Below are 25069 nucleotides of genomic sequence, written 5' to 3'. Positions count from 1 at the left end.
GGTGTAAGTGTGCTGTTTGTGTGTTTTAGTCGTCGTAGCCGGTGATCTTACCGCTTTTGTTGAGCAGGACGTCCAGGCCAGAGGCAAGCTCGACATAGTAGCCGTGCCACTTGCGCTCGATCTTGACGATGCGATCGCCGGGATGTGCTGCATTTAGGCTGTTCAGGACGCCCTTGGGGATGAAGCCCGTAGGGATGTGCACGTGGTCTCCATCGACGTCCTTCCAGTTCCCCTTGCCATCGAACTCGATCTCGATGCCATCGGAGAGGCGTAGCTCATAGGTCTTACCCGTGAGCTCACGGTCCTCCTTGGCATAGGCGACCGTACGATCAGGGAAGTAAGACTTAATGAACTGCTGAGCTGCCACGGGCAGCTGGTTGAAGGTGATGATGCGATCATTGTCCGCCTTTAGTGCGGTGATCGAGATCGCGATCAGGGCTAGGGCAAAGGCAAAGAATCTCTTCATAACGTTCAGGTAAAAGTGTGAGTAATATGTATGTGAACGTATATAAAACCTCGCTGCCTGCCCAAAGGTTCGCAGTCCCTTGCTTTTCGGGTACTTATTGCCGCCGCAAGGGATGCTGGGAGCGGGGGGCAAAGCTCCGTCCTAGGCTCCTGGGGCGAGAGCGGGAAGGAGGTAGAGCAAGGTAGCCACCTAAGGCAGAGCTCCGCGAGGGATACCCTTCGCGGAGCTCACTGCCGTCCGTCAAGGCGCTGAGGGACGTCCCTCAGCGCCTTGACGGGTATCCTTCAGAACGGCTCCCCCTTATAGCTGAGCTTTGCAGGGGCATCTTGCTCCCTTGGCTAGGCCTTACGGCCAGCTATGGAGGAGGCTCTCGCTGGGAGCCTTTCCCCCTTATCCCCTAGCGCTATCGTCTAAGGCACAGGCCGCCCACGCGGAGCGGGGCGCTGGACGAGCAAGAGGCTATCCCCACCGAGACGGGTACGGAGCCAGGCCTCTAGACGCTCGCGGTCGGCAGCAGTCAGCACCTTCGACTCCTCGAGGCTCAGCAGCCCCACGACATAGCGCAGCGTACTGTCCCCCTCGGGCTCAGCCACGGGGGCAAGCGCCAGGTGCTGCACCCCAGGGAAGAGCGCCCGTAGCTCGGGCTGCAGCTGACGGCTCAGCTCCTCGTAGCGCATATAGCCTGCAAGGCGATCCGTGAGCAGCGCGTGCTCCTGCGTCAGCTGCAGCAGCTGCTGGCGCTGCTGCTCCTGCCCACTGAGGCGCTGCTCCAGCTGGCTACTCAGCGCCAGGATGCTATCGGACTGCACCCCCTGGATCACGGAGAGCTGATAGCCCGAGAGGCCATAGTTCGAGAGACGCGCGGCGGCCTCCTGCTGCATCTGCTCGCTGAGCTCACGGCCTACGGCCACGATACGCAGCGTCCGCTCCCCGCGGTCGAGGTCGCTGGAGAGGATCTGCGTGCCCGACTGCGTCAGCTCGCCCTTGACGAAGCTCCGCAGGTTGGCCGCCGTGATGCTACTACGCACGATGTCGACCGTCATCCACAGTGCAGGAAGCGCCGTAGCGATGACGATCAGGGTGAGCATGTGGCGCGCACGCTTGGCACGCTCGGGCGTCAGGAAGCTGTGCGGGGTGAAGCGCATCAGCCGCACGGCTATGATAGTAGCCAGTGCGATGAAGACCGTATTGATGAAGAAGAGGTAGATGGCACCGAGGAAGTACAGCAGCTGCCCTGTCGCTAGCCCGTAGCCCGCCGTACAGAGCGGCGGCATCAGCGCCGTAGCGATAGCCGCGCCCGGAAGCACATTGCCGCTCTTACCCCCACGTGTCGCCAGCGCGACGATCCCTGCCGCTCCGCCGAAGAAGGCGATCAGCACGTCGTAGATCGTCGGAGAGGTACGCGCCAAGAGCTCGGACTGCGCCTCCCCCAGCGGACTGATGAGGAAGTAGACCATAGCCGTCAGGACGCTGATCAGCGTAGCGATACTGAAGTTCTTCGCCGCCCGTCGCAGGAGGTCAGGGTCATTGATCCCCACCGCTAGCCCCATACCGATAATAGGGCCCATGAGCGGGGAGATGAGCATGGCGCCGATGATGACAGCCGTCGAATTGACATTGAGGCCCAGCGATGCAGTGAAGATGGCGAAGATCAAGATCCATAGGTTGGCCCCACGGAAGGAGACGCCCTGCGTGATCTCGGCCACGACGAGCTGCTCGTCCTCGAGGACAGGACGCAGATTGAGGAAGACGCATACGCGCCGTAGTATATTCATATAGGAGAGCTTGGTAAGCGCCTGCGGTCAGTGAAAGGAGCGCTCAGCGCGAGCGCCATGCCGCAGGGAGAGGTTAATACAAAGTGAAAGGGGAAGGCGAAGTCCCAAAGGACGCTCGGATCAAGCGCCTAGGGCGGGAGCGAGGCCAGCAAGCGGTGCGGGGCGAGGCGGGGTGCTGGAGCGAGGAGACTGCCCGTAGCCCCAGACTGTCGAAGCAAGCGAGCCCCGCAGCGACCGCTCCCAGCTCCACTCTGGAGGGACAGATCACTGCGGGGCTCCTGCCTCTACCGAGAGGCTAAGGGGAGGAAGGCGGGAGCCTAGATCCCAGTGTAGCTGTGTGGGCTGATGCGGTGCATCTCCTCCTTGAGCTCGGCACTGATGGGCAGCCCCTCGATGAACTCGTAGATCGACTTCTCGGTGATGCCCTCATTGGTGCGGGTCAGAGCCTTGAGCGCTTCGTAGGGCTTGGGGTAGCCTTCGCGGCGCAGGATCGTCTGGAGCGCCTCGGCCACGACGGCCCAGTTGTGCTCTAGGTCGCGGTACAGCGCCTCCTTGTTCAGGAGCACCTTACCCAGTCCCTTGCGTAGGCTCTTCAGGGCGATCATGCTGTGTGCCAGGGGGACGCCGACGTTGCGCAGGACGGTCGAGTCCGTAAGGTCACGCTGCAGGCGGGAGATGGGGAGCTTGCGCGCCAGGAAGCCATAGACGGCATTGGCCATCCCGAGGTTGCCCTCCGCGTTCTCGAAGTCAATAGGATTGACCTTGTGCGGCATGGCCGAGGAGCCGACCTCACCCGCACGGATCTGCTGCTTGAAGTAGTCCATCGAGATGTACATCCAGAAGTCGCGTGCCAGGTCGATGAGGATGACATTGATGCGCGTCAGGACGTCGAAGAGCGCCGCCAGCTGGTCGTAGTTCGATATCTGCGTGGTGTACTCCTCGCGCTGCAGGCCTAGGCTCTGGACGAAGTCCGCCCCGAAGCGGCGCCAGTCACGCCCTGGATAGGCCACGGCATGGGCGTTGAAGTTGCCCGTTGCACCGCCGAACTTAGCCGTATGGGGTAGGGCCTCCAGCGTCTTGAGCTGCTCCTGCAGGCGGTAGACATAGACCGCGAGCTCCTTACCCAGGCGCGTCGGGGAGGCAGGCTGCCCGTGTGTACGGGCCAGCATCGCCACGTCGGCCCACTCCTCTGCGTAGAACTGTAGCTGGTCGACCAGTCCACCCAGCTCGGGCAGATAGACGTGCTCTACCGCCTCTCGGATCATCAGCGGGAAGGCGGTGTTATTGATATCCTGAGACGTCAGACCGAAGTGTACGAACTCCTTCTCATCCGCCAGTCCGAGCTCGTCGAACTTCTCCTTGATGAAGTACTCGACGGCCTTGACATCGTGGTTGGTGATACGCTCGATGTCCTTGATACGTGCTGCGTCGGTGCTCGTGAAGCTGAGGTAGATGTCGTGGAGACGCTCTAGGCGCTCCTCGCTCAGGACGCCGCGCAGATTGGGCAGCTCGCCTGAGAGGGCGATGAAGTAAAGGATCTCGATACGTACACGGTAGCGGATGAGGGCCTCCTCAGAGAAATAAGGGACGAGGGCCTCGGCCTGGGCTCGATAGCGGCCATCGATAGGCGAGATCGCCTGTAGGGAATCGAACTGCATGAGCTGTGACTGTGGGTCTAGGGATGGTGAAGTGTAGACTAGGATAAGCGGGGGGATACGACAAAGCGAAGTCCTACCAAGGCCGCCGCGGGGGCAAGGGGTAAGACTTCGCTTCGTCTACTGTGGGGTCTGGACGAGGGGATACACTGCCTAGTCTCGGAGTCTATTGGAGGCTCGGACGAGGGTCTCGTCGTAGATCATGCGTCGCGCAGCCAGGTACAGCAGCGGAAGGCAGATGATGGGCAGAGCCAGCGGGAAGCGTATGCCGAAGCTCGCCGTATTGTTGAAGCAGAAGGCATAGCTAACGAAGCCGATGTAGATCAGCTCGCCGAAGATGACGAGCGCCAGGAGGATCGTCAGGCGCATCTGCAGCATGCGGCGCTTGTAGAGCCCGATGAGGCCGAGCGCGCCGAGGCAGCTGAGCCAGCTGAGGATCCCGATGGCGTAGACGCGGTGCTGGACGAGGCCGTCGGCGCCGTTATAGATGCCCCAGTTATTGAGCAGGCAGTAGGTGCCCTCATCCATTGTGAAGATGGCGATGTCCTGGAAGGCGAAGACGCCCATAGCCAGGGCTACAAGGAGTAGCCAGAGGGTCTGAATACGTTGCCACATAGCGGTAGACGTCGGGGATTACTTCTTGTTGCGACCGGCGATGTTGTAGTACAGCTCGCCGTCCTCATACTCCTTCGCCGCTACGAGCGTAGGCTTGGGCAGGCGCTCGTACTGACGCGACAGCTCGATCTGCTCTTCGTTCTCGAAGACCTCTTGGTTCTCATCGGTGTACACAGCGAACTCCTGCAGCTTCGCCTCCAGCTCCTGCTTCGTCTCTTGAGCAATCTGGTTGGCGCGCTTGGCGATGATCATCACCGTCTCGTAGATGTTCTCCGTATCCTTGCTGAGGCTGACCATGTCACGGCTGATCGTGTTGGTCGGTACGTTCTTCTTGTACTTGGGCATATTCTCTTTATTGTCTGTAGATATCGTCTTGAGGGAGGGAAGGGCGGCGGCTAGTCCTGCGTCTTGCGGCTGTTCATGCGCTCATAGATGCGCTGGGCAGCCTTGCGGTACTTGCCCTCGGGGAAATCATTGACGTAGGCGTAGTAGCTATCGAGGGCCTCACGGATACGCTCCTGGAGACGCTCGGGGACGCTGAGCTCGGCCTGCTCATACTTGGCGCGCAGGATGAGGAAGTATATATCCTCCTTGTGGCGCGTGTAGGGGAAGTCCTTGAGTGCGTTCTGCGCCGTGATGACGGCCGACTCATAGTTGTTCCCCAGGTAGAGGCCTAGGTCAAAGTAGAGCTTGGCCGCTAGGTACTCCTTGTAGGCAAGCTTGTCCTGCAGGTCGAAGAGCATCTGCTCCACCTCCCCCTTGTGTCCCCCCTCGGGGTAGAGGTCGAGGTAGGTCTGCAGCTCCTTGATCGCGCCGAGCGTAGCGGACTGATCGAGGCGTGCGTCGGGCGAAGCCTTATAGAGGCAGTAGCCAGCCTTGAAGTGCGCCTCCTCGGCCATTGGAGCCTTGGGATAGCTCGTGTAGTAGCTCTGGAAGTAGCGTGCGGCATCGGCCTCCTGCCCTTGCTCGAAGTAGGAGTTAGCCAAGAGATAGGTACTCTGCGGCCCCTCGGCGGTGCCGACCAGCGAGGGCACGACATCCTCCAGCAGACTGACCACACGGCCGTACTTCTGCTCGTTGTAGCTCTTCTTGGCATAGGAGTAGCGCTCGGCCACGTCCGTGGACTTCTGCACGCGATAGTACTCGCCGCAGGAGGAGAGGAGCAGTAGCCCGAAGGCCGCTATAGAGAGTCTCTTGATCATAACATACATTAGTCTGTACCCATGCACGCGGGTGCAGGGTCATGCAAAGATACTAGTTTCAGACGAATAAACGGCCAAGGAAGTCGCCTCAGTATAGCAAGCCTCCTCCCCAGCTAGGGCCGCAGCACGCCTCCCCCACCCGCGTCCTCCGCTGCAGGGGATGAGGCGCCACGCCTGCCCCGCACTGAGGGGCCCGAGGCCCCCACCCGACGCAGACGCACTGGGGCAGCCCCCTCACGTAGAAGGAGGCTGCCCCAGCAGCTCTAGGAGCGCCTAGTGGGGAGGGCTTTACTTCTCTACGGGGAGCCCTTCGGAGACCCAGCTCAGATAGCCGCCCTTCATCTCGACGACCTTGAAGCCGCGGGACTTCATCAGCGTGGCCGCCGCATGGCTGCGATGGCCACTGCGGCAGTAGACATAGTGCGTACGGCTCTTGTCGAGCTTCGCCAGCCCCTCGACGAAGGCCTTATCACTGAGCCAATCGAGGAGCACGGCGCCCTTGAGATGCCCTTCGGCGAACTCTGAGGGACGGCGTACATCGAGGATCACAGCGGTGCTGTCTGCCTGGAAAGCCTCCTGGAAGGCCTTAGGTGCGAGCAGGGGGATGGCCTCATCGCCAGCCGCGCTGGAGAGAAGCCCGAAGGTGGAGACAAGGGTCATAAAGAGATGCTTCATAATGAACGACAGGTGATGGTGTGCTGAGGGGAGCGCCGTCCCCTCCTTGGGTACAAAGGTCGAGAATTCCCGGCAAACCGTCCTCAAGGCCCTTCGTCACGCCTCACCCACCTAGGCCGCGCAGGCGGGGCTAAGGAGCTGAGCGGACAGCCGTCCTAGCCCCGAGGTCTCCTAAGGGATATCGGTCAGCCCGCTGAGGGACGGCAGTCAGGGAGCTGAGGGACGGCAGTGGGCGCGCTGAGGGATATCCCTCAAAGTGGCTCAAGGATAAGGCAGAGGAGGACGGCAGGAGGGCGTGGAGGCCTCACCCCTCTGTGGGAAGCCCCTCAGCGCCCCCCCCTTGCGCGCGTGCGCAATTCCCTATCCGCAAGGCACAAACAAGAACAAGACAATGGACAAGCCCCCCCTTGCGCGCGTGCGCAATTCCCTATATCTTTGCGCCTTGAGCAGGGCGGGTGCCCGCCCCCGCTCCCCCAAGGACACGTATATACCTATCATATGAGGACCCTCCCCCTAGGCTGCGCCCTGGCCGCCCTCGTGCTGACGCTCAGCGCCTCCAGCTGCGGCCGCCGCATGCTCTACTCGTGGAAGCAGTACGACACACTGGTCGACCTGCAGCCCAAGAAGCTCACCCCTAGCCGCGCAAAAACCCTGGAGCAGCTCTACCTCAAGGCCATACAGCAGCCTGGTGGCCAGCTACGCCGCCCCGCCCCTGGACGCTGCGCCGAGTACGGGCTCTTCCTCTGGCAGCTCGAGCGCCGGGAGGAGGCCCTCCACTACCTCCGCCAGGAGATGGAGCTCTACCCCGAGAGCAGCCCTATGATCACACGTCTCATCAAGCGTCTACAGAAGGATGAAGCTCCACGCCCTTAGCCTAGCCCTCGGCGCCCTCCTCGCCCTCAGCAGCTGCAGCATACAGAATAACACCCACGTGCAGCGCAGCCGCATGGACAACTACAGCAAGCTCTACGCCGAGCGCCCCCGCACCATCCTCCTGATGCCTGTAGTCAACAAGGGCGGAGGAGCCCAGCTGGACCAGCCCCTGCTGCAAGCCAGTGTACGCGCTCTGAGCGAGCAGGGCTACTACGTCATCAGCCCGCGCGTGGTCTCGGCGCTTGTCGGGGCAGGCGGACTGGAGTTCTATCGCACGATGGAGCCCCACTACCTCGTGGAGCTCTTCGGCGCCGATGCCGCCCTCTACACGACCATCCTCGACTGGCAGCAGAATAGGGGTCAGGGGGAGACACGAATCAACATCGGCTACGAGCTGCGTTCGCTCCGATCGGGCGAGACCCTCATCAATCGCCGCGTCAGCGGAGTGATCGACGATAGCGTGGTGGACTTCCGCGACGAATCCGTCGGCACGCACATCTTCCAGTTCTTCTTCAATGCGCTGACGAGCCTCTTCAGGTCGCCACGGCACGCGATCGACCGAGTGCAGGACTTCGGCATCGGTGAGCTCCCCTACGGGCCCTACCACAAGCGGCACTACGTGGATATGAAGGAGCGCGAGCGCGAGCCCTAGCGCACGGAGCCCCGCGGGTAATTCCGTATCTTTGTGGCCTCAGAGGAGCGGGGCTGAGGCCCTACCGCCTCAGCCCCGCTCCCTTACTCTCATCTCCCCTATAGACCTAAGCAAGCTCCCCTATGCAAGGCGCAGCCCCCTTCGACTTCCCCTACCTCAGCGAACTCAACGATGCCCAGCGTGCCGCTGTGACCTACAACGATGGCCCTGCGCTGGTGATCGCGGGCGCCGGCAGCGGCAAGACGCGCGTGCTGGTCTACAAGCTGCTCTACCTCATCGACTCGGGCTACCACCCCAAGGGGCTGATGGCCCTGACCTTCACCAACAAGGCCGCCCGCGAGATGCGCGAGCGTATCAGCCAGCGAGCGGGAGCTGCAGCGCGGCACATCCGTATGGGGACCTTCCACTCCGTCTTCTTACGTATCCTACGGCAGCACGCCAGCCTGCTGGGCTACACGCCCGACTTCTCCATATATAATACGAGTGACAGCCGCAGCCGCATCAAGGGTATCATCAAGCAGCTCGGCCTCGACGACAAGGTCTACAAGCCGAACGTGGTGCACAGCCGTATCTCCTCGGCCAAGAACCGCCTGATCACGGCCGAGGCCTACCCCTCCTACAAGGAACTGCTGACCTACGACGCCAAGAGCAGCATCCCGCGCGTGGCGGAGATCTACAGCCACTACCAGCGGGAGCTGAAGCAGGCCAACGCCATGGACTTCGATGACCTACTGCTGCAGATCAATATCCTCTTCCGCGAGTACCCCGACGTGCTGCGCGAGTGGCAGGAGCGCATCGACTACCTGCTGATCGACGAGTACCAGGATACCAACTTCGCCCAGTACATGGTAGCCAAGCAGCTGATGCAGCAGAAGGGCAAGATCTTCGTCGTCGGCGACGACGCCCAGAGCATCTACTCCTTCCGCGGGGCGAACCTCGAAAACATCCTGAGCTTTGAGAAGACCTTCGCTGGGGCACGCGTCTTCAAGCTCGAGCGTAACTATCGCTCCACCCAGACCATCGTAGCGGCAGCGGGCCGCGTCATCGCTCAGAACGAATACCAGATCCCCAAGGCCGTCTTCTCCGAGGAGGAGGAGGGCGAGCCCATCCAGGTACACGAGGCCATGACGGGCGACCTCGAGGCCCTCTGGGCAGGCGAGGAGATCCGCCGCTTCGTCCGCTCGGGCGAGCCCTACAGCAGCATCGCCGTGCTCTACCGCACCAATGCGCAGAGCCGCACCCTAGAGCAGGTCTTCCGTCGCCTCGGCATCCCCTTCCGCATCTACGGCGGGCGCTCCTTCTTCGACCACAAGGAGATCATGGACGTCATCGCCTACTGCCGCCTGATGATTAACGAGCAGGACGAGGAGGCTCTGCTACGCATCATCAACTATCCCAAGCGGAGCATAGGCGACACCACCGTACTGCGTGTACGCGAGGCCGCCCAGCGTGAGGCCGTCTCCCTGAGCCGCGTGCTGCACGACCCGCTGGGCTACGGCGTAGCGGTGAATAAGCCCACCGCAGCGCGCCTCCAGGCCTTCGCCGCCCTCATCGATGAGCTACGCGACTACAGCCGCAGCGAGCAGGACCTCTATGCCGTCGTAGAGCGTGTCATCCGCCAGACGGGTATCCTGGCTGACCTGCAGTCCGACAGTTCGGGCGAGGGCAAGGCACGGCTGGAGAACATCAAGGAGCTACTCGGCGGCATCGACGAATACGTGCGCACCAGCCTCGAGGCTGACCTGCAGCCCACCCTCGGCAGCTACCTCAGCGAGGTCGCCCTGATGACCGACCAGGATACTGCTGGCGAGGGGGACGACGCCGTGACACTGATGACGATCCACGCCTCCAAGGGGCTGGAGTTCGCCCACGTCTTCATCCTCGGGCTCGAGGAGGACCTCTTCCCCTCGATGATGAGCAATGTAGGGCGCGAGCTGGAGGAGGAGCGCCGCCTCTTCTACGTAGCCCTGACGCGCGCCGAGCGTAGCTGTCACCTAGGCTACGCCCGCGAGCGCTTCCGAAACGGACGTACCGAGTACTGCCGCCCGAGCCGCTTCCTACGTGAGCTGCCCCAGGAGCTGCTCCGCATGGACACACCGCTCAGCGCGAGCGGTAGTACAGGCTACAGCAGTGGGCGGCGAGGCTACAGTGAGGAGCTACCGATGGACTTCAGCGCCGCCCCCGTCTTCGAGGCACGCCCCGCACGCCCGAGCCGCAAGGTCTTCGTCGGCCGTAGGGAGGCAGGCGAAGAAGCGCCACAGCCCGTCAGTCGCATCGGGAAGCTACGCATCGGCTCCCGCGTGCTGCACAAGCGCTTCGGCGAAGGTGAGGTGATGGAGCTGGAGGGCGCAGGCGACGATGCCAAGGCCACCGTAGCCTTCGACGCGGGCGACACCAAGAAGCTCCTACTGCGCTTCGCCCAGCTCGAGCTGCTGGACTAAGCTCCGCGAGCCTAGCCTATCCCCTTCCTCCTCATCAAGCAGCCCCCTAGCCCACGATCGGACTAGGGGGCTGCTTGCCTAAGCGCTCTATCCCTATATAAGGTAGGGAGGCAAGGCGCTACGACGCACCCAAGAGCGGCGCTCAGCTCGGGCTCGGCAGCGTGGGCTTAGCTATAAAAGTGGTACTTTTGTCCAGGCCAAGGCGGCTAGACAGGGCCGCCAAACCAGCTAATTAGTGACATATGGAGGCAGTTTACTCTTGGTGCCGCATGGTCTTCGTCGAGCCGTCGGTACTCCAGACTCTCGTGATACTCACCCTCGTGTCAGCCGTGGGGCTGATCCTGGGCAAGCTGCGCCTAGGTAGGATCTCGCTAGGCATTACCTTCGTCTTCTTCGTCGGGATCCTCGCGGCGCACTTCGGCGTGGTCGTCCAGCCCGAGATGAGCAGCTTTGCTCAGACGCTGGGGCTGACCCTCTTCGTCTATGCCCTCGGAGTCGAGGTGGGCCCCTCCTTCTTCCCCTCGCTCAAGAGTCAGGGCATCCTATATAATGGCCTTGGGCTGCTGCTCATCACCCTGGGCCTGCTGCTGGTGGTCATCCTCCACTACAGCTTCGGTATCTCCATGCCCAATATGATGGGCATCATGTCGGGAGCCGTGACCAATACCCCCATGCTGGCGGCCGTACAGAGCACCCTGCAGGACATCGTCGGGCTGGAGGGCACCCGCCAGGTAGCCGACCTCGCTCTCGCCTGCGCCCTGACCTATCCGCTGGGCGTCGTGGGGATGATCCTCGCGATCCTCATCCTACAGGTCATAGAGCCCAAGCGACAGAAGGAAGACCGCCTCGAGAGCAAGACCACCTACATCACGGAGCTGGAGCTGACGAACCCTGGGCTCTTCAGCAAGAGCATCCTCGAGGTGGTCCGCCTACAGGAGAAGCACTTCATCATCTCCCGCGTCTGGCGCGGCGACAAGCTCATCGTCCCCACCTCACAGACCCTGCTGCAGGGGGGCGACCACCTGCTCCTGCTGATCCACGAGGAGGACCTCGGCGTGCTGGAGGCCTTCTTCGGACGCCGCTCCGAGTCACGCGACTGGAACCGCCCCGATATCGACTGGGACGCCATCGACGCCCAGCTCATCACCAAGCGCCTGATCATCACCAACGGCAAGATCAATGGCATCAAGCTCGGCGCCCTACGTCTGCGCAACGAGTACGGCATCAACATCACCCGCATCGACCGTGCTGGGATCGAGATCCTGGCCTCGCCCGAGCTGCACCTACAGCTCGGTGACCGCCTGACGGTCGTAGGCGAGGCGCAGGAGATCGCCAAGGCGAAGAAGTTCATCGGCGACTCCATCAACACCCTCGACAAGCCCAAGCTGGTGAGCTTCTTCGCTGGGCTGGCCCTCGGCTGCATCCTAGGCTCGATCCCCGTAGCCATCCCTGGGCTCAGCATGCCGATCAAGCTAGGGCTCGCTGGTGGGCCTATTATAATAGGGATCCTCATGGGTGCCTTCGGCCCGCGCCTCAGGATCGCGACCTACATGACCAATAGCGCCACCCAGCTGATCAAGCAGCTCGGCATCATCCTCTACCTAGCGGGGCTAGGGCTCGCCAGCGGCGCGCACTTCTTCGAGACCATCATCCACGGCGACGGACTGCTATGGATCTTCCTCGGCTTCCTTATCACGCTGCTGCCTACGCTGCTGGTCGGCATCGTGTCGCTCTTCGGCTATCGCAAGACGCACGCCGAGACCGTAGGGCTGCTCTGCGGGGCGATGGCCAACTCCATGGCACTGGACTACGCGATGTCACTCAATGAGTCGCGCTCCAGCTCGGTAGCCTACGCCATCGTCTACCCCGTGGCGATGTTCGTGCGCATCATCTCAGCGCAAATCCTCCTCAGCTTCTTCGTCTAGGCGCTGCCTCCCGAGGCGCAGCACTGAACCAAGCAGCCCAGCGGGGCATTATACCAGTACAGAGACCAGAGACTAATGAATACAAAGCAAGGACTCATCGTCCTCTCGGGCGGCATGGACAGCGTGACGCTGCTCTACGAGTATCAGGCTGATATCGCCCTCGCCCTCTCCTTCGACTACGGCTCGAAGCACAACGCACGGGAGCTCCCCATGGCGGCGCTGCACTGCCAGCGTCTAGGCATCGAGCACATCATCATCCCCTTAGGCTTCATGGGGCAGTACTTCCGCAGCGCACTCCTGGAGGGCGGCGGGGAGATCCCCAAGGGCGCCTACGACGAGGAGAACATGGCTGCGACCGTCGTCCCCTTCCGCAACGGCATCATGCTCTCCATAGCTGCGGGCCTGGCTGAGAGCCGCGGCCTCCAGCGCCTCTACATAGCCAATCACTTCGGCGACCACGCCATCTACCCCGACTGCCGCGCCTCCTTCATCCGTCCCATGCACGAGGCGATCGCCGCTGGCACCAGCCTCGGCGTCGAGATCTGTGCCCCCTACACCGACATCAGCAAGGGTGAGATCGCACGCCATGGCAAGGCCCTCGGCCTCAACTATGCCGAGACCTGGAGCTGCTACGAGGGCGGTAGCGTGCAGTGCGGCCGCTGTGGCACCTGCCTCGAGCGCCGTGAGGCCATGGCTGAGGCAGGCATCGAGGACCCCACCCCATATCTAGAATAGAAGAGACCCCAAGCACACATCACAGGAATGAAGTTCATCTCATGGAACGTCAACGGGCTGCGCGCCGTCTTCGGCAAGGGCTTCCCGGACATCATCGCCAGCTTAGACGCTGACTTCGTCTGCCTACAGGAGACCAAGATGCAGGCAGGGCAGCTCGATGCCGAGCTCCCTGGCTATCAGAGCTACTGGAACTATGCCGTCAAGAAGGGATACTTTGGTACGGCCATCTACACCCGCCACGAGCCGCTCAGTGTGAGCTATGGTATCGGGCAGGAGGAGCACGATCAGGAAGGGCGCGTCATTACGCTCGAGTACCCCGACTACTACCTCATCACGGTCTACACGCCCAACTCGCAGGATGAGCTGCGCCGCCTCGACTACCGCATGGAGTGGGAGGAGGCCTTCCGCAGCTACCTCGTGGCGCTGGATGCCAAGAAGCCCATCATCGTCTGCGGTGACCTCAACGTAGCGCACCAGGAGATAGACCTCAAGAACCCCAAGACCAATAGGCGCAACGCGGGCTTCACCGACGAGGAGCGCGGCAAGTTCCAGCTGCTGCTGGACGCGGGCTTCGTCGACACCTTCCGCTACTTCCACCCCGAGGCGCGTGAGCGCTACTCCTGGTGGTCCTACCGCGGTAGAGCCCGCGAGCGCAATGCAGGCTGGCGTATCGATTACTTCATCACCTCAGCACGCCTAGTGCCCCGTCTCCGCTCGGCCGAGATCCACGATCAGATCTTCGGCTCCGACCACTGCCCCGTCGAACTCATCCTAGACTAAGCCCCTCATGATACTCTGCATCGAGACCGCCACCAGCCACTGCAGTGCAGCCCTGGGCTGGGACGAAGAGCTCCTAGCTAGCCGCTCAGTGAGCGCCCCCGAGGGGGGACACGCCGCCGCCCTTGCCCCTATGGTCGAGGAGCTCCTTAGCCTCGCGAAGGCTGAGGGCAAGCAGCTGCGCGCCATCGCCGTCAGTGCAGGCCCAGGCAGCTATACGGGGCTACGCATCAGCACCTCGCTCGCCAAGGGCCTCTGCCTAGGGATGCAGCTGCCGCTCATCGCCGTGGACACGCTCACGATCCTTACCGCAGGTGCTCGCCGCCTACGTCCCGAGACGCAGGCCACGCTGCATCCCATGCTGGACGCACGCCGTATGGAGGTCTATACTGCGACCTTCGACGCCGCCGGAGCGCGCCTCAGTGAGGACAGCGCCCTCGTGCTGGAGGCGAAGCAAAGCCTTGCTACGGAGGGCGAGCACCTCTTCTTCGGCGACGGCGCCCTCAAGGTCAAGGGACTCTGGAGAGAGAGACACTACGAACTCCTCGAGGAACTGCTGTACCCCGAGGCTAAGGATATGGTCGCGCTGGCAACCAAGCTCTACGAAGCGGAGGCCTTCGTCGACACGGCCTACTGGACGCCCAACTACCTCAAGGAATACGTGGCGGTCGTAGCCAAGAACAAGGTACTGCAGCGCTAGCCCCCTCCGATGAGCAGCTCCCCCACCCCCATCAATCAGGTCATCCTCACGGGCGTCGTCACCGACAGCCCCCGCGTGCACTACCTCGCCCCCGGCTACCCCGAGGTACGCCTACGACTCGAGACGCGCGAGCAGATCACCCAGCGTGAGGGCGGCCAGCTCTACGAGCAGCACGCCTGGCATCGCGTCGTGCTAAGGGGTGCCCCAGGCATCTACGTCGAGCAGCACGTGGCTATGGGGGACACCATCGCCGTGGCGGGACGCATCGAGTACGGACGGGAGACGGATAAGGCAGGCTTCAGTCAGCCCACCACGGAGATCGTCTGCCAGCACGTACAGCTGCAGCAGCGCGCCGCGACACAGCCCGCTGCGCCCACCGCGACTAGCTCCTCAGAGGAAGTAGCGCTAGACCTCAGCGCCTACAGCCCCAGCCCAGACGAAGATCCCCTCATCTAGAGAAGCAGCTCCGACACGACCTTTCGCTCCCATCAGGCTACGCCCTGAGCCGCATCGCACCGCTAGTAGCGGTAGATGCAGCTCAGGGCGTAGTGCATTGGGCTGGGGCGTGAGGAGACGAACTGACGCTGGTAGCTCGCCTCCCCCTCCAGCCGCCACCGCCTGCCGAGGCGAGCTCTGAGGCGTAGCACCAGATCATAGCCCCGACCGTAGAGCAGCTGCGGGGCGTAGCTGTGGCGCTCCCTCGGGAGGTAGCCGTAAAGCCGTTGCTGCCAGCTCGGGGCGTCGAAGTAGTCCGCCCCCAGCTCTAGGTGAAGCGCGGGGCTAAGCTGCGTACGGGCACGGGCATAGAGCGCCCAGGCGTGCCGCGCCGTGCTCGGGACCAGCTGAAGCCCGCAGCGCAGCTCCATCATGCGGCCGCTGTGCTCGAGCTGTAGCCTCAGGCGGCTCGTCGTCCCCTCGGCGCGCTGAGCTCGCCGCCACCAGAGGCGGAGGAGGCTCCGTCCCGCGGCATCGAGCTGATGCGTCAGTTCGGCCGTCCAGCTCCAGTGTTCCCCCTCCCTCTGCCCCCTTCGCAGCGCGCCCAGCGGATGATAGGCCTCGGCCTGCAGCGTGAGGCGCGTGTAGTCCAGGAGCTCGGGCAGCTGCCAGTAGAGGCGCGCCCCCTCCTCGCCATGCACCCAGGCCGCATGCTCCAGCCCGCGCCCGAGGCTATTCCAATAGCTGGGGCTCAGGCGCCAATAGCCGAGCCCTAAGTCTCCGAGCAGGCCCTGCCCCCAGCTCAGATGCTGCGCCAGCGCCCAGCCTCCGCCGCTCTGATAGGCGAGTTCGCCCTCCAGCCTCAGCTGAGCCTGCGGGCTGTGCCAGTGGTAGCTGAGGCTGCCCAGCGTGAGGCGGCGGCGCGCGCCGAGCTCGGGTACGCTCGGCAGCAGCTGGAGCTCCTTATCCCCCCAATCCAGATAGGCCGCCTGCACGGCCAGGGCCCCACGCCCGTGGCTGTACTGCAGCCAGCCCGCCAGCATCCGCTCCTCGAGGGCTCCCCGCCGTACCTGCTCGCTCGCCGTCCGGTGTACGCCTGCCTCGCTGAGCTGCAGGCGCGACGAAGAGCCCCGCTGCGTGGCATCGAGTGCCCGCTGGGAGAGGCCGAAGCCCAGTTCCCAGCCGCGCGCTGGAGCAAGCACGCAGGCCAGTCCTCGGGCAAAGCGCTGCTCAGTGGCGTGCTGCACGGGGCGCAGTCCCCGCCCCAGCCTCGGGCGGTAGGAGCGAAGCCCCAGCGGATAGTTGCCCTGCCCGAGTACCAAGCCCAGGCCGCGCGCCATCCTGTAGTCCCCCAGCACCAGCTGCCGCAGCAGCCCCTCTCGGCTAAGGCGCAGCGAGACATTGTAGCTATCGAAGCCTCTCCTCCCGCGCCAACTCCAGGGCTCGCCGTAGCCCTTCGCCCCCGCCACGTAGAGCTGCAGCCGCTCCTGCCGCTGATAGTAGGCCGAGAGGAGCGCCGCATCCTCCGCCCCCAGTTGCCCCACACGCGGCGGCCTCCCCTCACGTCGCCTATAGCCCAGCTCCAGCTGCCCGCGCCCCTCGAGGACGGCGAGGCTACCAGTAGGCGGAGCGTAGCGGCAGAGGGCTATGGGGACGAAGAGCCGCAGCGTCGCCGCATCCCAGCCTGGGACTAGCTTCAGTTGCCCGAGCGAGAGCAGCTGCCCCTGATCACTACGGAAGCGGAGCAGCTGATAGATCTGATAGTCGGAGAGGAAGGGCAACTGACGCAGCTCCTCCTCATGCAGCGTATTGAGCTCCAGCGGCGCGAGTCTCAGCCGCTCATAGAGGGCATAGAGCTGTGCCGCTTCGTCCTCCTCAAGCGCGCCGAGGGCCTGCTGCCCCTCGATCCAAGCGCTCCAAGCCTCCACCCCAAGAAGGCTATCCCGAGGCGTACTCAGAGAGGAAAGGGAGTCGGCGGTAGGCGTCCGGGCCTCCGCAAGGCTAGGATAAGGAAGGGCAAAAGAGAGCAGCAGCACGAGGACGAGCTGCGCCGCAAGGGCATTCATCGGCTTCATAGGTAGTAGACGAGGCTAGGTATCAGGCTTACTGCGAAGTTAGGCATTTAGCTCCTATCCTTGCTCCGCAAGCTCGAGGCACCTTGGGGGCAGACGGCAGGACAAGGACTAGGAACAAGGCCTCCTCCAAACAAGCAAACAGATAGCGCTCCCTTTGATATTTTGCCAACGGATAGGATAGATCGGGATGAGCTGGCCAGTCCTACATACTGCTCGGGCGGATTGGGAAAGCCCTTCAGGGGCGACCCGTCCAAAGCCCAGGGTGCGCAGCCCTGTAAGGGCGACCAAACCCTGGGTAGCTCAGGCAAATAGATATTAAAGCCCTACAGGGGTGACCCTCAAAGCCTTCGTAAGGCTACAATAGATACGCTTCGACCTTGCTCTTACCTGTTTTGAGGGTCGCCCCTGTAGGGCTCTTTGTGTATGGTGTTGCCTGACCCAGGGTTCCGTCACGCCTGCAGCGTTCCCTCACCCTGGGCTTTGAGCGGGTCGCCCCGCTGGGGATTCGCCAAGCTGTATGAGCAAGCCTCGAGCTGTCGCACAAGCACCTACGGAGCCACTTTCCCGAGCAGATAGCTAGGTGTAGACCGTGGATATCGCTACGCGCGGAGCTTGTACAACGCTTGTCATCCATCCTCTCGGACGGTGAGGCGCGCTCCTTAGCATAAGGGGGCAGCTGAGTACCCTGCTAAGGGCGGAGGTGCTGAGCCTTATCCCCCACGCGGCTGAGGGATATCAGTCAGCGCTCTGAGGGACGTCCGTCAGGCTGCTGAGTGCCGTCAGTCAGTGCCGCGAGGGATATCCCTCAGCACACCCCAGCACGGAGGTACGCCCCCCGCCAGCCCCCATCGAGCCGCGCTAGACACACAGTCGGAAGGCCTATTCGAGCGGCCAAACAGCAGGCCTAAGCCTAAGCCTAGGCAGCCCTCATGATTACACTTTAGAGCAGGTATACGTGGTAAAATGATTTTTCTTTACATTTGTTAGTGGAATACTACTTAAACCATCCAGCTACTTCCCGTATGGATATGATCTATCGACTCAGGCAACTGCTCTGTTGTATAGGGCTGCTCCTCTTCCTCGCGACGCCTGCTCTAGCCCAGAGCATACGCGTACATGGAGTGGTCCGCGATTCACGAGGCACCCCGCTCCCCCGCGTCTCGATCACCACTAAGGCGAGCAACAAACTACTCGGGAGCACCGACAGCGTCGGGACCTTCTCCATACAGACAGAGGAGCGCAGCGTCCTCCTCTTCAGTCTCCAGGGTAAGAAGCAGCTCGAGGTCCTCGCCACCCCCGTACGCCTACAGCTCGTCCTCGAGGATGCCGAGGAGCAAGGGAGCCAAGTGACGACCATGCGTCAGGCGACCTCCATCCAGAGCAAGTACTACCCCCTATGGGTCATCGACGGCGTCGTCTACCGACAGGATAGTACCTTCAACACCGCGGACCTAGCGAGCCCCGACGCCAAGCGCCTCATCGCCTCAGCCCTGCCCGGGCTCTCCGAGCAGGACATCGAGGGCTATCAGGTCATCTCCGACGCCTCCGCCACCTCCCTCTATGGGAACCAAGCCATGGGTGGGGTCATCGCCGTCCGCACCCGACGCGCGGGACAGGGCACCAGCCACATGACCTACACCAGCCAGCTCACCTACCGCTTCATCCCCTCCTACAGCGACTTCAACATCATGAACTCGCAGGACCAGATGGCCTTCCTGCGCGAGCTCGAGGCAGGCGGGAACCTCACCCCTGCCAACATCCTCTACCAAAGCAAGTACGGGGTCTACGGCTGGCTCTACGACAATGTGCTGAAGTACCGCAACGGCAAGTTCACCCAGGACAACACCGAGGAGGGACGCCTGGCGTACCTAGCAGCCGCCGAGCAGCGCAATACCGACTGGTTCCGCGAGCTCTACCAGCACAGCATACGCCACCAGCACACCGTCAGCCTCTCCTCGGGGACGCAGCGCGCCAACTTCTACACCAGCATAGGCGCAGACCTCGACCCAGGCTGGGCTAAGGACGAGCACTCGAAGCGCTACTTCTTCAACCTCAACGCCACCTACCGCCCACACGCCCACTGGACCTTCAATGCCATAGCCAACGCGACCTACCGCCAGGAGCACGCTGGAGGAGACTTCAAGACACTCACACTGGCGCAGTCTATGCCCCGCCAGTACGACCCTAAGCTCTACTACCTCTACGAATACGCCCCGATGAATGCCAAGCAGGAGCTCAAGGAGAACTACATGGACCTCCAGGGAGCCAACCTCCGCTTCCAGGCCTCGCTCCGCTGGCAGCCCATCAAGCAGCTATCGGCCAGCATCCTCGGCTCCATCCAGTACAGCGGGAGTGAGACCGAGTACATACGCACCGAGAACTCCAACGTATCCAAGCGCTACCGCGCCATGCAGAAGCGCCTCATCCGTGACAACAACAGCTACCTCTACAAGCCCGCCGACGACGTCTATGCCGTCCCCCAGAGCGTGATGCCCTACGGGGGGCTGCGCAATATCAGTAGCGAGAGTGACTCCCGCCTCGACCTGCAGGGACGCCTCAGCTACAGCGACGAGTGGAGCGGCAGGCACCAGCTCTCGGCCACGGCAGGCTTCGACCTCTATGACCAGACGAGCAAGAACGGCTGGCACGACGAGTACGGGGTCAACTTCGCCTTCGGGGAGCTCGCCACCTTCGACCCGCTGGCCTTCACCTGGCTGCGTGATGCCAACAACAACTACTATTACCGCCTGACACAGCTCGACCGCAACGTCTCCTTCCTGGCGAACTTCGCCTACACCTACCTCGGCCGCTACAGCCTCGAGGGATCGATGCGCTACGAGGGGACGAACCGCTTCGGGGCCTCCCGCACCAGCCGCTGGACGCCGACATGGAATGTAGCCCTCGGCTGGGACCTCGGTCGTGAGTCCTTCTTCTCCCACCTGCGGCCCCTCTCCTCCCTCTCGACCAAGATCGCCTACGGGATGACGGGGACGCTGCCCTTCGTCTACAACTCCAATCGCCGCATCACCGCCGAGCTGCCCTACCGACCCAATAAGCTCGTCGAGCCCGGCCTCACCATCAGCGAGCCGACCAATAGGGACCTCACCTACGAGCGTATGTACGAGCTGAACTGGGAGCTACACCTGGGCCTCTGGCGCGAGCGCGTCAGCCTGGGGCTCAACCTCTACCAGCGTCAGGGGCGTGACCTCATGGACGTCTCCTACAATCAGGGTACGGGGGGCTTCTTCCGCCCCTATGCCAACGTAGCCAGCATGGAGGCCCACGGGCTGGAGCTAAGCCTGACCACGCACCAGATCCAGACCAAGGACTTCGAGTGGACGACGAACTTCAGCTACACGCATAGCACCAACAAGATCACCAAGCTCAATGCCCGCCCCTCCGTCTCCGTCCTGACGGGCTCCTCTGGCGCAGCGCGCGAGGGCTACCCGCTGTCCTCGATCTTCTCCGTCCCCTTCCACGGCCTCTCCAACGAGGGCTTCCCCCTCTTCCGCAATGCCGATGGCAAGGTGACGCGCGACCGCATCAACTTCAGCCAGACGACCGACCTCGACTACCTCGTCTACTCGGGGACACGCACCCCGACCAATCAGGGAGGGCTGACCAATAGCTTCCGCATCGGCAACGTACGCCTCAGCGTCTACCTGCTCTACGCTATGGGACACGTACGCCGCCTGCCCACGCAGTTCAGCTCGCAGTACTACGACCACGAGCTGCGCGGCAAGGAGTTCAACCGCCGCTGGATACGCCCTGGCGATGAGGCCACCACCGATGTACCCTCCATCCCGACGGCCGCACAGCTCTACGACAACGCGACCCTCTCGCGTGCCTACCGCACCTACAACTACTCCGACGTGCGCATCGCCCCACTGGACTACGTACAGCTGCGCGACATCTCAGTGAACTACAGCATCCCGAGACGCCTGCTGACGCGTGGCCTCATCCACAGCATAGACCTCAAGCTGCAGGCCTCCAACGTCGCCCTGCTCTACTCGAGCAAGAAGCTCAACGGCGCCCTGCCCTACGACTATCGCCCACACGCGCTCATCTTCACCTGCGTCGTGGGGATCTAAGCGCCCTTGACGACTATAGTACTTGTACACTATGAAGCGAAGCATCATCCTCACGGCGTCTCTAGCGCTCCTCACCCTAGCAATGGGAGTCAGCTCCTGCAACTCCTATCTCGACGCCAATCCCCGCTCCAACTATGTAGAGCCCCGCAATGCCACCGGGATACGTGGCCTCCTGGTCTACGCCTACCCCCGCAGCTCCACGAGCTACATCGAGGAGCTCTCCAGTGACAACACGCTGGACGACGGCACGCGCAATCCCTACTCCACGCAGTTCGTCGAGTCCGTGGCCTACTGGCGCCCCGCGCTCAACTCGGACGGCGAGTACGACGCCGTCTACAACATCTGGGAGTCGCACTACCTGGCTATCGCCCATGCCAACGAGGCGCTAGCGAGCATCCAGCAGCTGGATAGTCAGGACGAGGAGCTGCAGGGGCTACGCGGGGAGGCACTGGTAGCACGTGCCTGGGCGCACTTCTGCCTGGCGAACCTCTTCTGCAAGGCCTACAGCCCGACCGCCAGCAGCTCCGACCCCGGCATCCCCTATATCTCTACCGTCGTCCCCAACGTACGCCCCGACTATCCCCGTGGCACGCTGGCCGAGACCTACCAGCAGATCGAGCGTGACCTCAAGGAGGGCATTCCCCTCATCGAGAAGTACCTCCACTACGCGGATAGCTACAAGCCTTACCACTTCTCCGCCGCCTCGGCCAACGCCTTCGCCGCACGCTTCTACCTCTACTATCAGAAGTGGAGCGAGGCCGTCAGCCACGCCGACAAGGTGCTCGGCAGCGACCCCACACGTGTGCTGCGCGACTGGTCGGCCTTCACCTCGGCGCCACGTACCGATGAGTCCTACGCCCTGGCCTACTACGACAGCAAGAACCCAGCGAACCTACTGACGCACAGCACCTACTCCGTCCTCTCCTGGGTCACGACCAGCGGCGTCCTCTACTTCAATACCCGCTTCGGGCAGGGGCAGGAGCTCACACGTACCGAGACGCTCTACGCCCGCAACATCTGGGGGAACTCTGACCGCTACTACTTCCAGCCCTTCATCTACACGGAGACGAACATCAACAAGACCGTGCAGCCGAAGTACCCCAAGCTCCCCAGCAACGCCAACGTCACCTTCGCCGTCCCCCTGACCACCGACGAGACGCTGATGGTACGCGCTGAGGCCAAGATCCACCTCGGCACCGCGCAGTGGGACGCAGCGGTCGCGGACCTCAACCTCTGGACGAGTCGCTACCTCAACGGCGGCAGCACGGGCTCGATGCCCCGCAGCTTCAGCCGCGCGAAGATCATCAAGTTCTACCAGTCACTCGACATCGACAGCCGTGAGAAGGCCTCGCTGCGCAAGCCGCTCAGCCCCAGCTTCACCATCTCGAGCGACGAGGAGAACGCCCTGCTGCAGCACCTACTGCAGTGCCGCCGCCTCCTGACGCTGCACGAGGGGCTACGCTGGCAGGACATCAAGCGCTACGGCATCCCCGTCTACCGCAGGCAGAACGATGGCGGCGGTCGCTACACCGTCAAGGCCGAGCTCACCGCTCAGGATCCCCGCCACGCCATCCAGCTGCCCGATCTCGCCGTCCAGGGCTCGATCAAGGGCAACAAATACTAGCCGACACGTACCGCTATGAAGAAAATCATCACCACCGCCCTCATCGGCGTGCTCGGCCTCCTAGCTGGCTGCTCGCCCGACAGCGACATCGTCGACGGCAAGGCTAGGGTCTTCACCCAGCAGGCACAGTCCAAGAGCCGCCTAGATCGCTACATAGAGCAGCACTTCGCCAAGGAGTACAACGTCTCGATACGCTACCGCTACGACGACAGCAATACCGACCGCCGCTTCCTGCTCGCCCCTGCGCTGGAGAGCAAGATACTGGAGTTCCTCAACGTCATGGACTACGTCTTCTTCGGCTCCTACCGCTCCGCGACGCCCTCGGGCTATCTCGAGGAGCACACGATCAAGTACCTCAGCCTCTTCGGATCCTCAGGCTACGGCATCGACCGTAAGATGCTAGGGGCCGCACCGCAGGGTGAGATCTGGATCTACGACATCAATAACCTCGACATACAGGACAACAGCCTGCTGCGAAGCAACTTCATCAGCGTGCTCTTCCACGAGTCGGCCCACACGCTGCACGAGGAGCGCGCCTATCCCCCCGAGTACGATAAGTTCTCCTCCCTTGAGTATCAGAAGCAGGACGCCTTCCTCTACTGGACGCGCACGGGACAGAGCTCGCTGCGCGCGGGCTTCGTCTCGGACTACGCCAGCACGGACCCTGACGAAGACTTCGCCGAGCTCTTCGCCTACTACCTCCTTGACTCGGACAGCGAATGGCAGGCCAAGCTGACGGGCGCCGACGGGCGCAACCGCAGCGACGCACAGTACACAGGGCGCCAGATCATCCTTGCGAAGGTCGAGATCATGAAGAAGTACCTGCGCGACGAGTACGCTGCCGACCTGGATGTGATGCGTGCCGAGGTGCAGCGCCGCCTGGCGCTGGTCGGCTCGATGGACTTCTCCCACTACCCTAAAGGCTACTAGATCATGCGCACCTATCCCCTACTCTCCGGCCTCCTAGCACTAGGCCTCCTAGCCTCCTGTGCCCAGTACGAGGACTACCCCAGCCACGATCAGTACCCCTCGACCCGCATTGCCCAGGGCCTTGAGGATATCCGCACGGCGCTGCGCTCCAGCGCTGAGGGCTGGGATCTCGTCCTCATCCCCGACGGGGGCAACTTCGGTGGGATCAACCTCTCGATGCGCTTCACCTCCGCCTCGGAGGTCGTCATGAGCAGCGAAGCCTACCAGAAGGGCGGTACCATCCCCGCCGTCGTGACCAATCCCCAGAGCGACCTAGAGGCGGTCACCAAGACGGAGTTCGGCTCGACCTACCACTTGACGGACAGGGGCGGCATCCAGCTGACCTTCGACACCTTCAACGTAGCACTGCATAGCTGGTCCAATCCTGGCTGGGGCGTCCCCAACTCCTACAACGGGGACTTCACCTTCCGCGTGGACTCCATCAGCCGCGACCACAACACCATCTACCTGCAGGGCGCGCGTACCAAGACCCCCATGCGCCTGACGCGCCGTAGCAGTGGCGACAAGGACCAGCTGCAGCGGTGCTTCGCTATGAAGCAGGAGCTGCAGGGCAAGGCACTGGCGCCCATCACACTCGGGGGCAAGCAGTACGAGCTCTCCATCTTCGGCTTCGCACGTCAGCTGAGCCTACGCTCGGGCGGCAAGGAGGAGCTGCTCCCCTTCCACTACACCCCTCAGGGCATCGAGCTGCTGCGCCCCTACGTCGCGGGTAGCGACAGCCTCACAGCGCTCCACCTCAGTGCCGACAAGCAGTCGATGACGACACCCGACGGCCGCCAGAAGCTGGCGCTCTATCAGGGCGAGGTAGACCTGACGCGCCGCTACATGCAGCTCTACTTCTACGACGGCTATGCCTCGGAGGCCTTCCTAGCGGAGACGCGACAGGCCGACCAGACGCAGGCGCTGGATAGCTACCCAGGCAGCTACATCTTCACCCTGCACCTGGGGATGATGCAGCGCAGTATGCCCTTGATGGGCAGCTACCTGGATGCCGGCTACTACTTCAGCAACTGGGTGGACTACTACGCGGATTTCACCTCGGTCTACAACGAGCCGAAGCAGTTGCACATGACGCGCATGATCCAGCAGGGCCTCTCATGGTTCTACGGCCGCCGCGCGATGGATCGCTTCTACGCCTATATCGTGGCGCAGTCCCCCTACGTGCTCAGTGAGGATCCCAGCAATAGCCGCTATCAGATCTTCACCTCCGTCGCCAATAGTCAGGTATGGGTCAAGGGCGAATAAGCCTCCCTTCCTGAGGGCGCCACGAGCGCGCTCCACGACGATATAGAAGGCGCCGCCCCCTCACTCGCTACGAATGAGGGGGCGGCGCTGCTTTGCTCTAGGGCAAGGCAGGGAAAGG

20 protein-coding genes are annotated in these 25069 nt (G+C 62.7%); 12 read left to right on the top strand and 8 right to left on the bottom strand.

Going from position 1 to position 25069, the window contains the following annotated elements; genetic code table 11:
* Positions 1-25 precede the first annotated feature (25 nt).
* The 7 genes from J4862_RS01525 to J4862_RS01495 all read right to left on the bottom strand — a co-directional run bounded on the left by J4862_RS01525 (position 26) and on the right by J4862_RS01495 (position 6388).
* Positions 26-466, bottom strand: a complete 441-nt coding sequence (locus J4862_RS01525) for a PepSY-like domain-containing protein (RefSeq protein ID WP_211788988.1) — start codon at positions 464-466, stop codon at positions 26-28.
* A 410-nt stretch (positions 467-876) separates the two neighbouring features.
* A complete protein-coding gene (locus J4862_RS01520; RefSeq protein ID WP_211788987.1) occupies positions 877-2241 on the bottom strand; it encodes a DUF389 domain-containing protein in 1365 nt (454 codons plus the stop codon).
* A gap of 317 nt (positions 2242-2558) precedes the next feature.
* The gene (gene purB, locus J4862_RS01515; protein ID WP_211788986.1) at positions 2559-3899 is read right to left on the bottom strand and encodes an adenylosuccinate lyase; all 1341 of its coding nucleotides are present in this window, start codon (positions 3897-3899) and stop codon (positions 2559-2561) included.
* Between the two features lie 150 nt (positions 3900-4049).
* Complete coding sequence (locus J4862_RS01510) at positions 4050-4511, bottom strand: DUF4293 domain-containing protein (protein ID WP_211788985.1); 462 nt, start codon at positions 4509-4511, stop codon at positions 4050-4052.
* Between the two features lie 18 nt (positions 4512-4529).
* A complete protein-coding gene (locus tag J4862_RS01505) occupies positions 4530-4856 on the bottom strand; it encodes a DNA-directed RNA polymerase subunit omega (protein WP_211788984.1) in 327 nt (108 codons plus the stop codon).
* A gap of 50 nt (positions 4857-4906) precedes the next feature.
* Complete coding sequence (locus J4862_RS01500) at positions 4907-5713, bottom strand: outer membrane protein assembly factor BamD (protein ID WP_211788983.1); 807 nt, start codon at positions 5711-5713, stop codon at positions 4907-4909.
* A gap of 288 nt (positions 5714-6001) precedes the next feature.
* The gene (locus J4862_RS01495; RefSeq protein ID WP_211788982.1) at positions 6002-6388 is read right to left on the bottom strand and encodes a rhodanese-like domain-containing protein; all 387 of its coding nucleotides are present in this window, start codon (positions 6386-6388) and stop codon (positions 6002-6004) included.
* A 498-nt stretch (positions 6389-6886) separates the two neighbouring features.
* On the opposite strand from J4862_RS01495, the gene J4862_RS01490 reads away from it, so the two are divergent.
* From J4862_RS01490 to J4862_RS01455, 8 genes are all read left to right on the top strand, one after another.
* On the top strand, positions 6887-7261 hold the full coding sequence (locus J4862_RS01490) for a DUF4810 domain-containing protein (protein ID WP_211788981.1): 375 nt from the start codon (positions 6887-6889) through the stop codon (positions 7259-7261).
* The gene (locus tag J4862_RS01485) at positions 7242-7913 is read left to right on the top strand and encodes a GNA1162 family protein (RefSeq protein ID WP_211788980.1); all 672 of its coding nucleotides are present in this window, start codon (positions 7242-7244) and stop codon (positions 7911-7913) included. The genes J4862_RS01490 and J4862_RS01485 overlap by 20 nt, the downstream gene beginning before the upstream one ends.
* Positions 7914-8035: 122 nt before the next feature.
* Positions 8036-10354 carry an ATP-dependent helicase gene (locus tag J4862_RS01480; protein ID WP_211788979.1) on the top strand — a complete coding sequence of 773 codons (2319 nt, stop codon included), beginning with the start codon at positions 8036-8038 and terminating at the stop codon, positions 10352-10354.
* A 242-nt stretch (positions 10355-10596) separates the two neighbouring features.
* Positions 10597-12279: a putative transporter gene (locus J4862_RS01475; RefSeq protein WP_211788978.1), complete on the top strand. Its 1683-nt coding sequence runs from the start codon at positions 10597-10599 to the stop codon at positions 12277-12279.
* Positions 12280-12354: 75 nt separating this feature from the next.
* Complete coding sequence (gene queC / locus J4862_RS01470; RefSeq protein WP_211788977.1) at positions 12355-13014, top strand: 7-cyano-7-deazaguanine synthase QueC; 660 nt, start codon at positions 12355-12357, stop codon at positions 13012-13014.
* 27 nt (positions 13015-13041) lie between these two features.
* The gene (locus J4862_RS01465) at positions 13042-13794 is read left to right on the top strand and encodes an exodeoxyribonuclease III (RefSeq protein WP_211788976.1); all 753 of its coding nucleotides are present in this window, start codon (positions 13042-13044) and stop codon (positions 13792-13794) included.
* 7 nt (positions 13795-13801) lie between these two features.
* Positions 13802-14491 (top strand): tRNA (adenosine(37)-N6)-threonylcarbamoyltransferase complex dimerization subunit type 1 TsaB, encoded by a 690-nt coding sequence (gene tsaB / locus J4862_RS01460; RefSeq protein WP_211788975.1) that lies wholly within the window; start codon positions 13802-13804, stop codon positions 14489-14491.
* A 9-nt stretch (positions 14492-14500) separates the two neighbouring features.
* Complete coding sequence (locus J4862_RS01455) at positions 14501-14947, top strand: single-stranded DNA-binding protein (protein WP_211788974.1); 447 nt, start codon at positions 14501-14503, stop codon at positions 14945-14947.
* Positions 14948-15009: 62 nt separating this feature from the next.
* Here J4862_RS01455 and J4862_RS01450 read toward each other — a convergent pair whose 3' ends face one another.
* A complete protein-coding gene (locus J4862_RS01450) occupies positions 15010-17001 on the bottom strand; it encodes a hypothetical protein (RefSeq protein WP_211788973.1) in 1992 nt (663 codons plus the stop codon).
* Between the two features lie 1022 nt (positions 17002-18023).
* On the opposite strand from J4862_RS01450, the gene J4862_RS01445 reads away from it, so the two are divergent.
* Genes J4862_RS01445 through J4862_RS01430 form a run of 4 tightly spaced genes read left to right on the top strand, consistent with a single transcriptional unit; the run spans position 18024 to position 24951 of the window.
* Positions 18024-21092 carry an energy transducer TonB gene (locus J4862_RS01445; RefSeq protein ID WP_249107433.1) on the top strand — a complete coding sequence of 1023 codons (3069 nt, stop codon included), beginning with the start codon at positions 18024-18026 and terminating at the stop codon, positions 21090-21092.
* A 31-nt stretch (positions 21093-21123) separates the two neighbouring features.
* Positions 21124-22716, top strand: coding sequence for a RagB/SusD family nutrient uptake outer membrane protein (locus J4862_RS01440; protein WP_211788972.1), 1593 nt, complete (start codon positions 21124-21126; stop codon positions 22714-22716).
* A gap of 15 nt (positions 22717-22731) precedes the next feature.
* Positions 22732-23646 (top strand): putative zinc-binding metallopeptidase, encoded by a 915-nt coding sequence (locus J4862_RS01435; RefSeq protein WP_211788971.1) that lies wholly within the window; start codon positions 22732-22734, stop codon positions 23644-23646.
* A gap of 3 nt (positions 23647-23649) precedes the next feature.
* Positions 23650-24951, top strand: coding sequence for a DUF4302 domain-containing protein (locus tag J4862_RS01430; RefSeq protein ID WP_211788970.1), 1302 nt, complete (start codon positions 23650-23652; stop codon positions 24949-24951).
* Positions 24952-25069 lie beyond the last annotated feature (118 nt).

The organism is Porphyromonas sp. oral taxon 275, assembly GCF_018127745.1.
Taxonomy (GTDB): domain Bacteria; phylum Bacteroidota; class Bacteroidia; order Bacteroidales; family Porphyromonadaceae; genus Porphyromonas.
The sequence above is the reverse complement of the archived record's forward strand: the minus strand, read 5'-3'. Positions and strand labels throughout refer to the sequence as shown.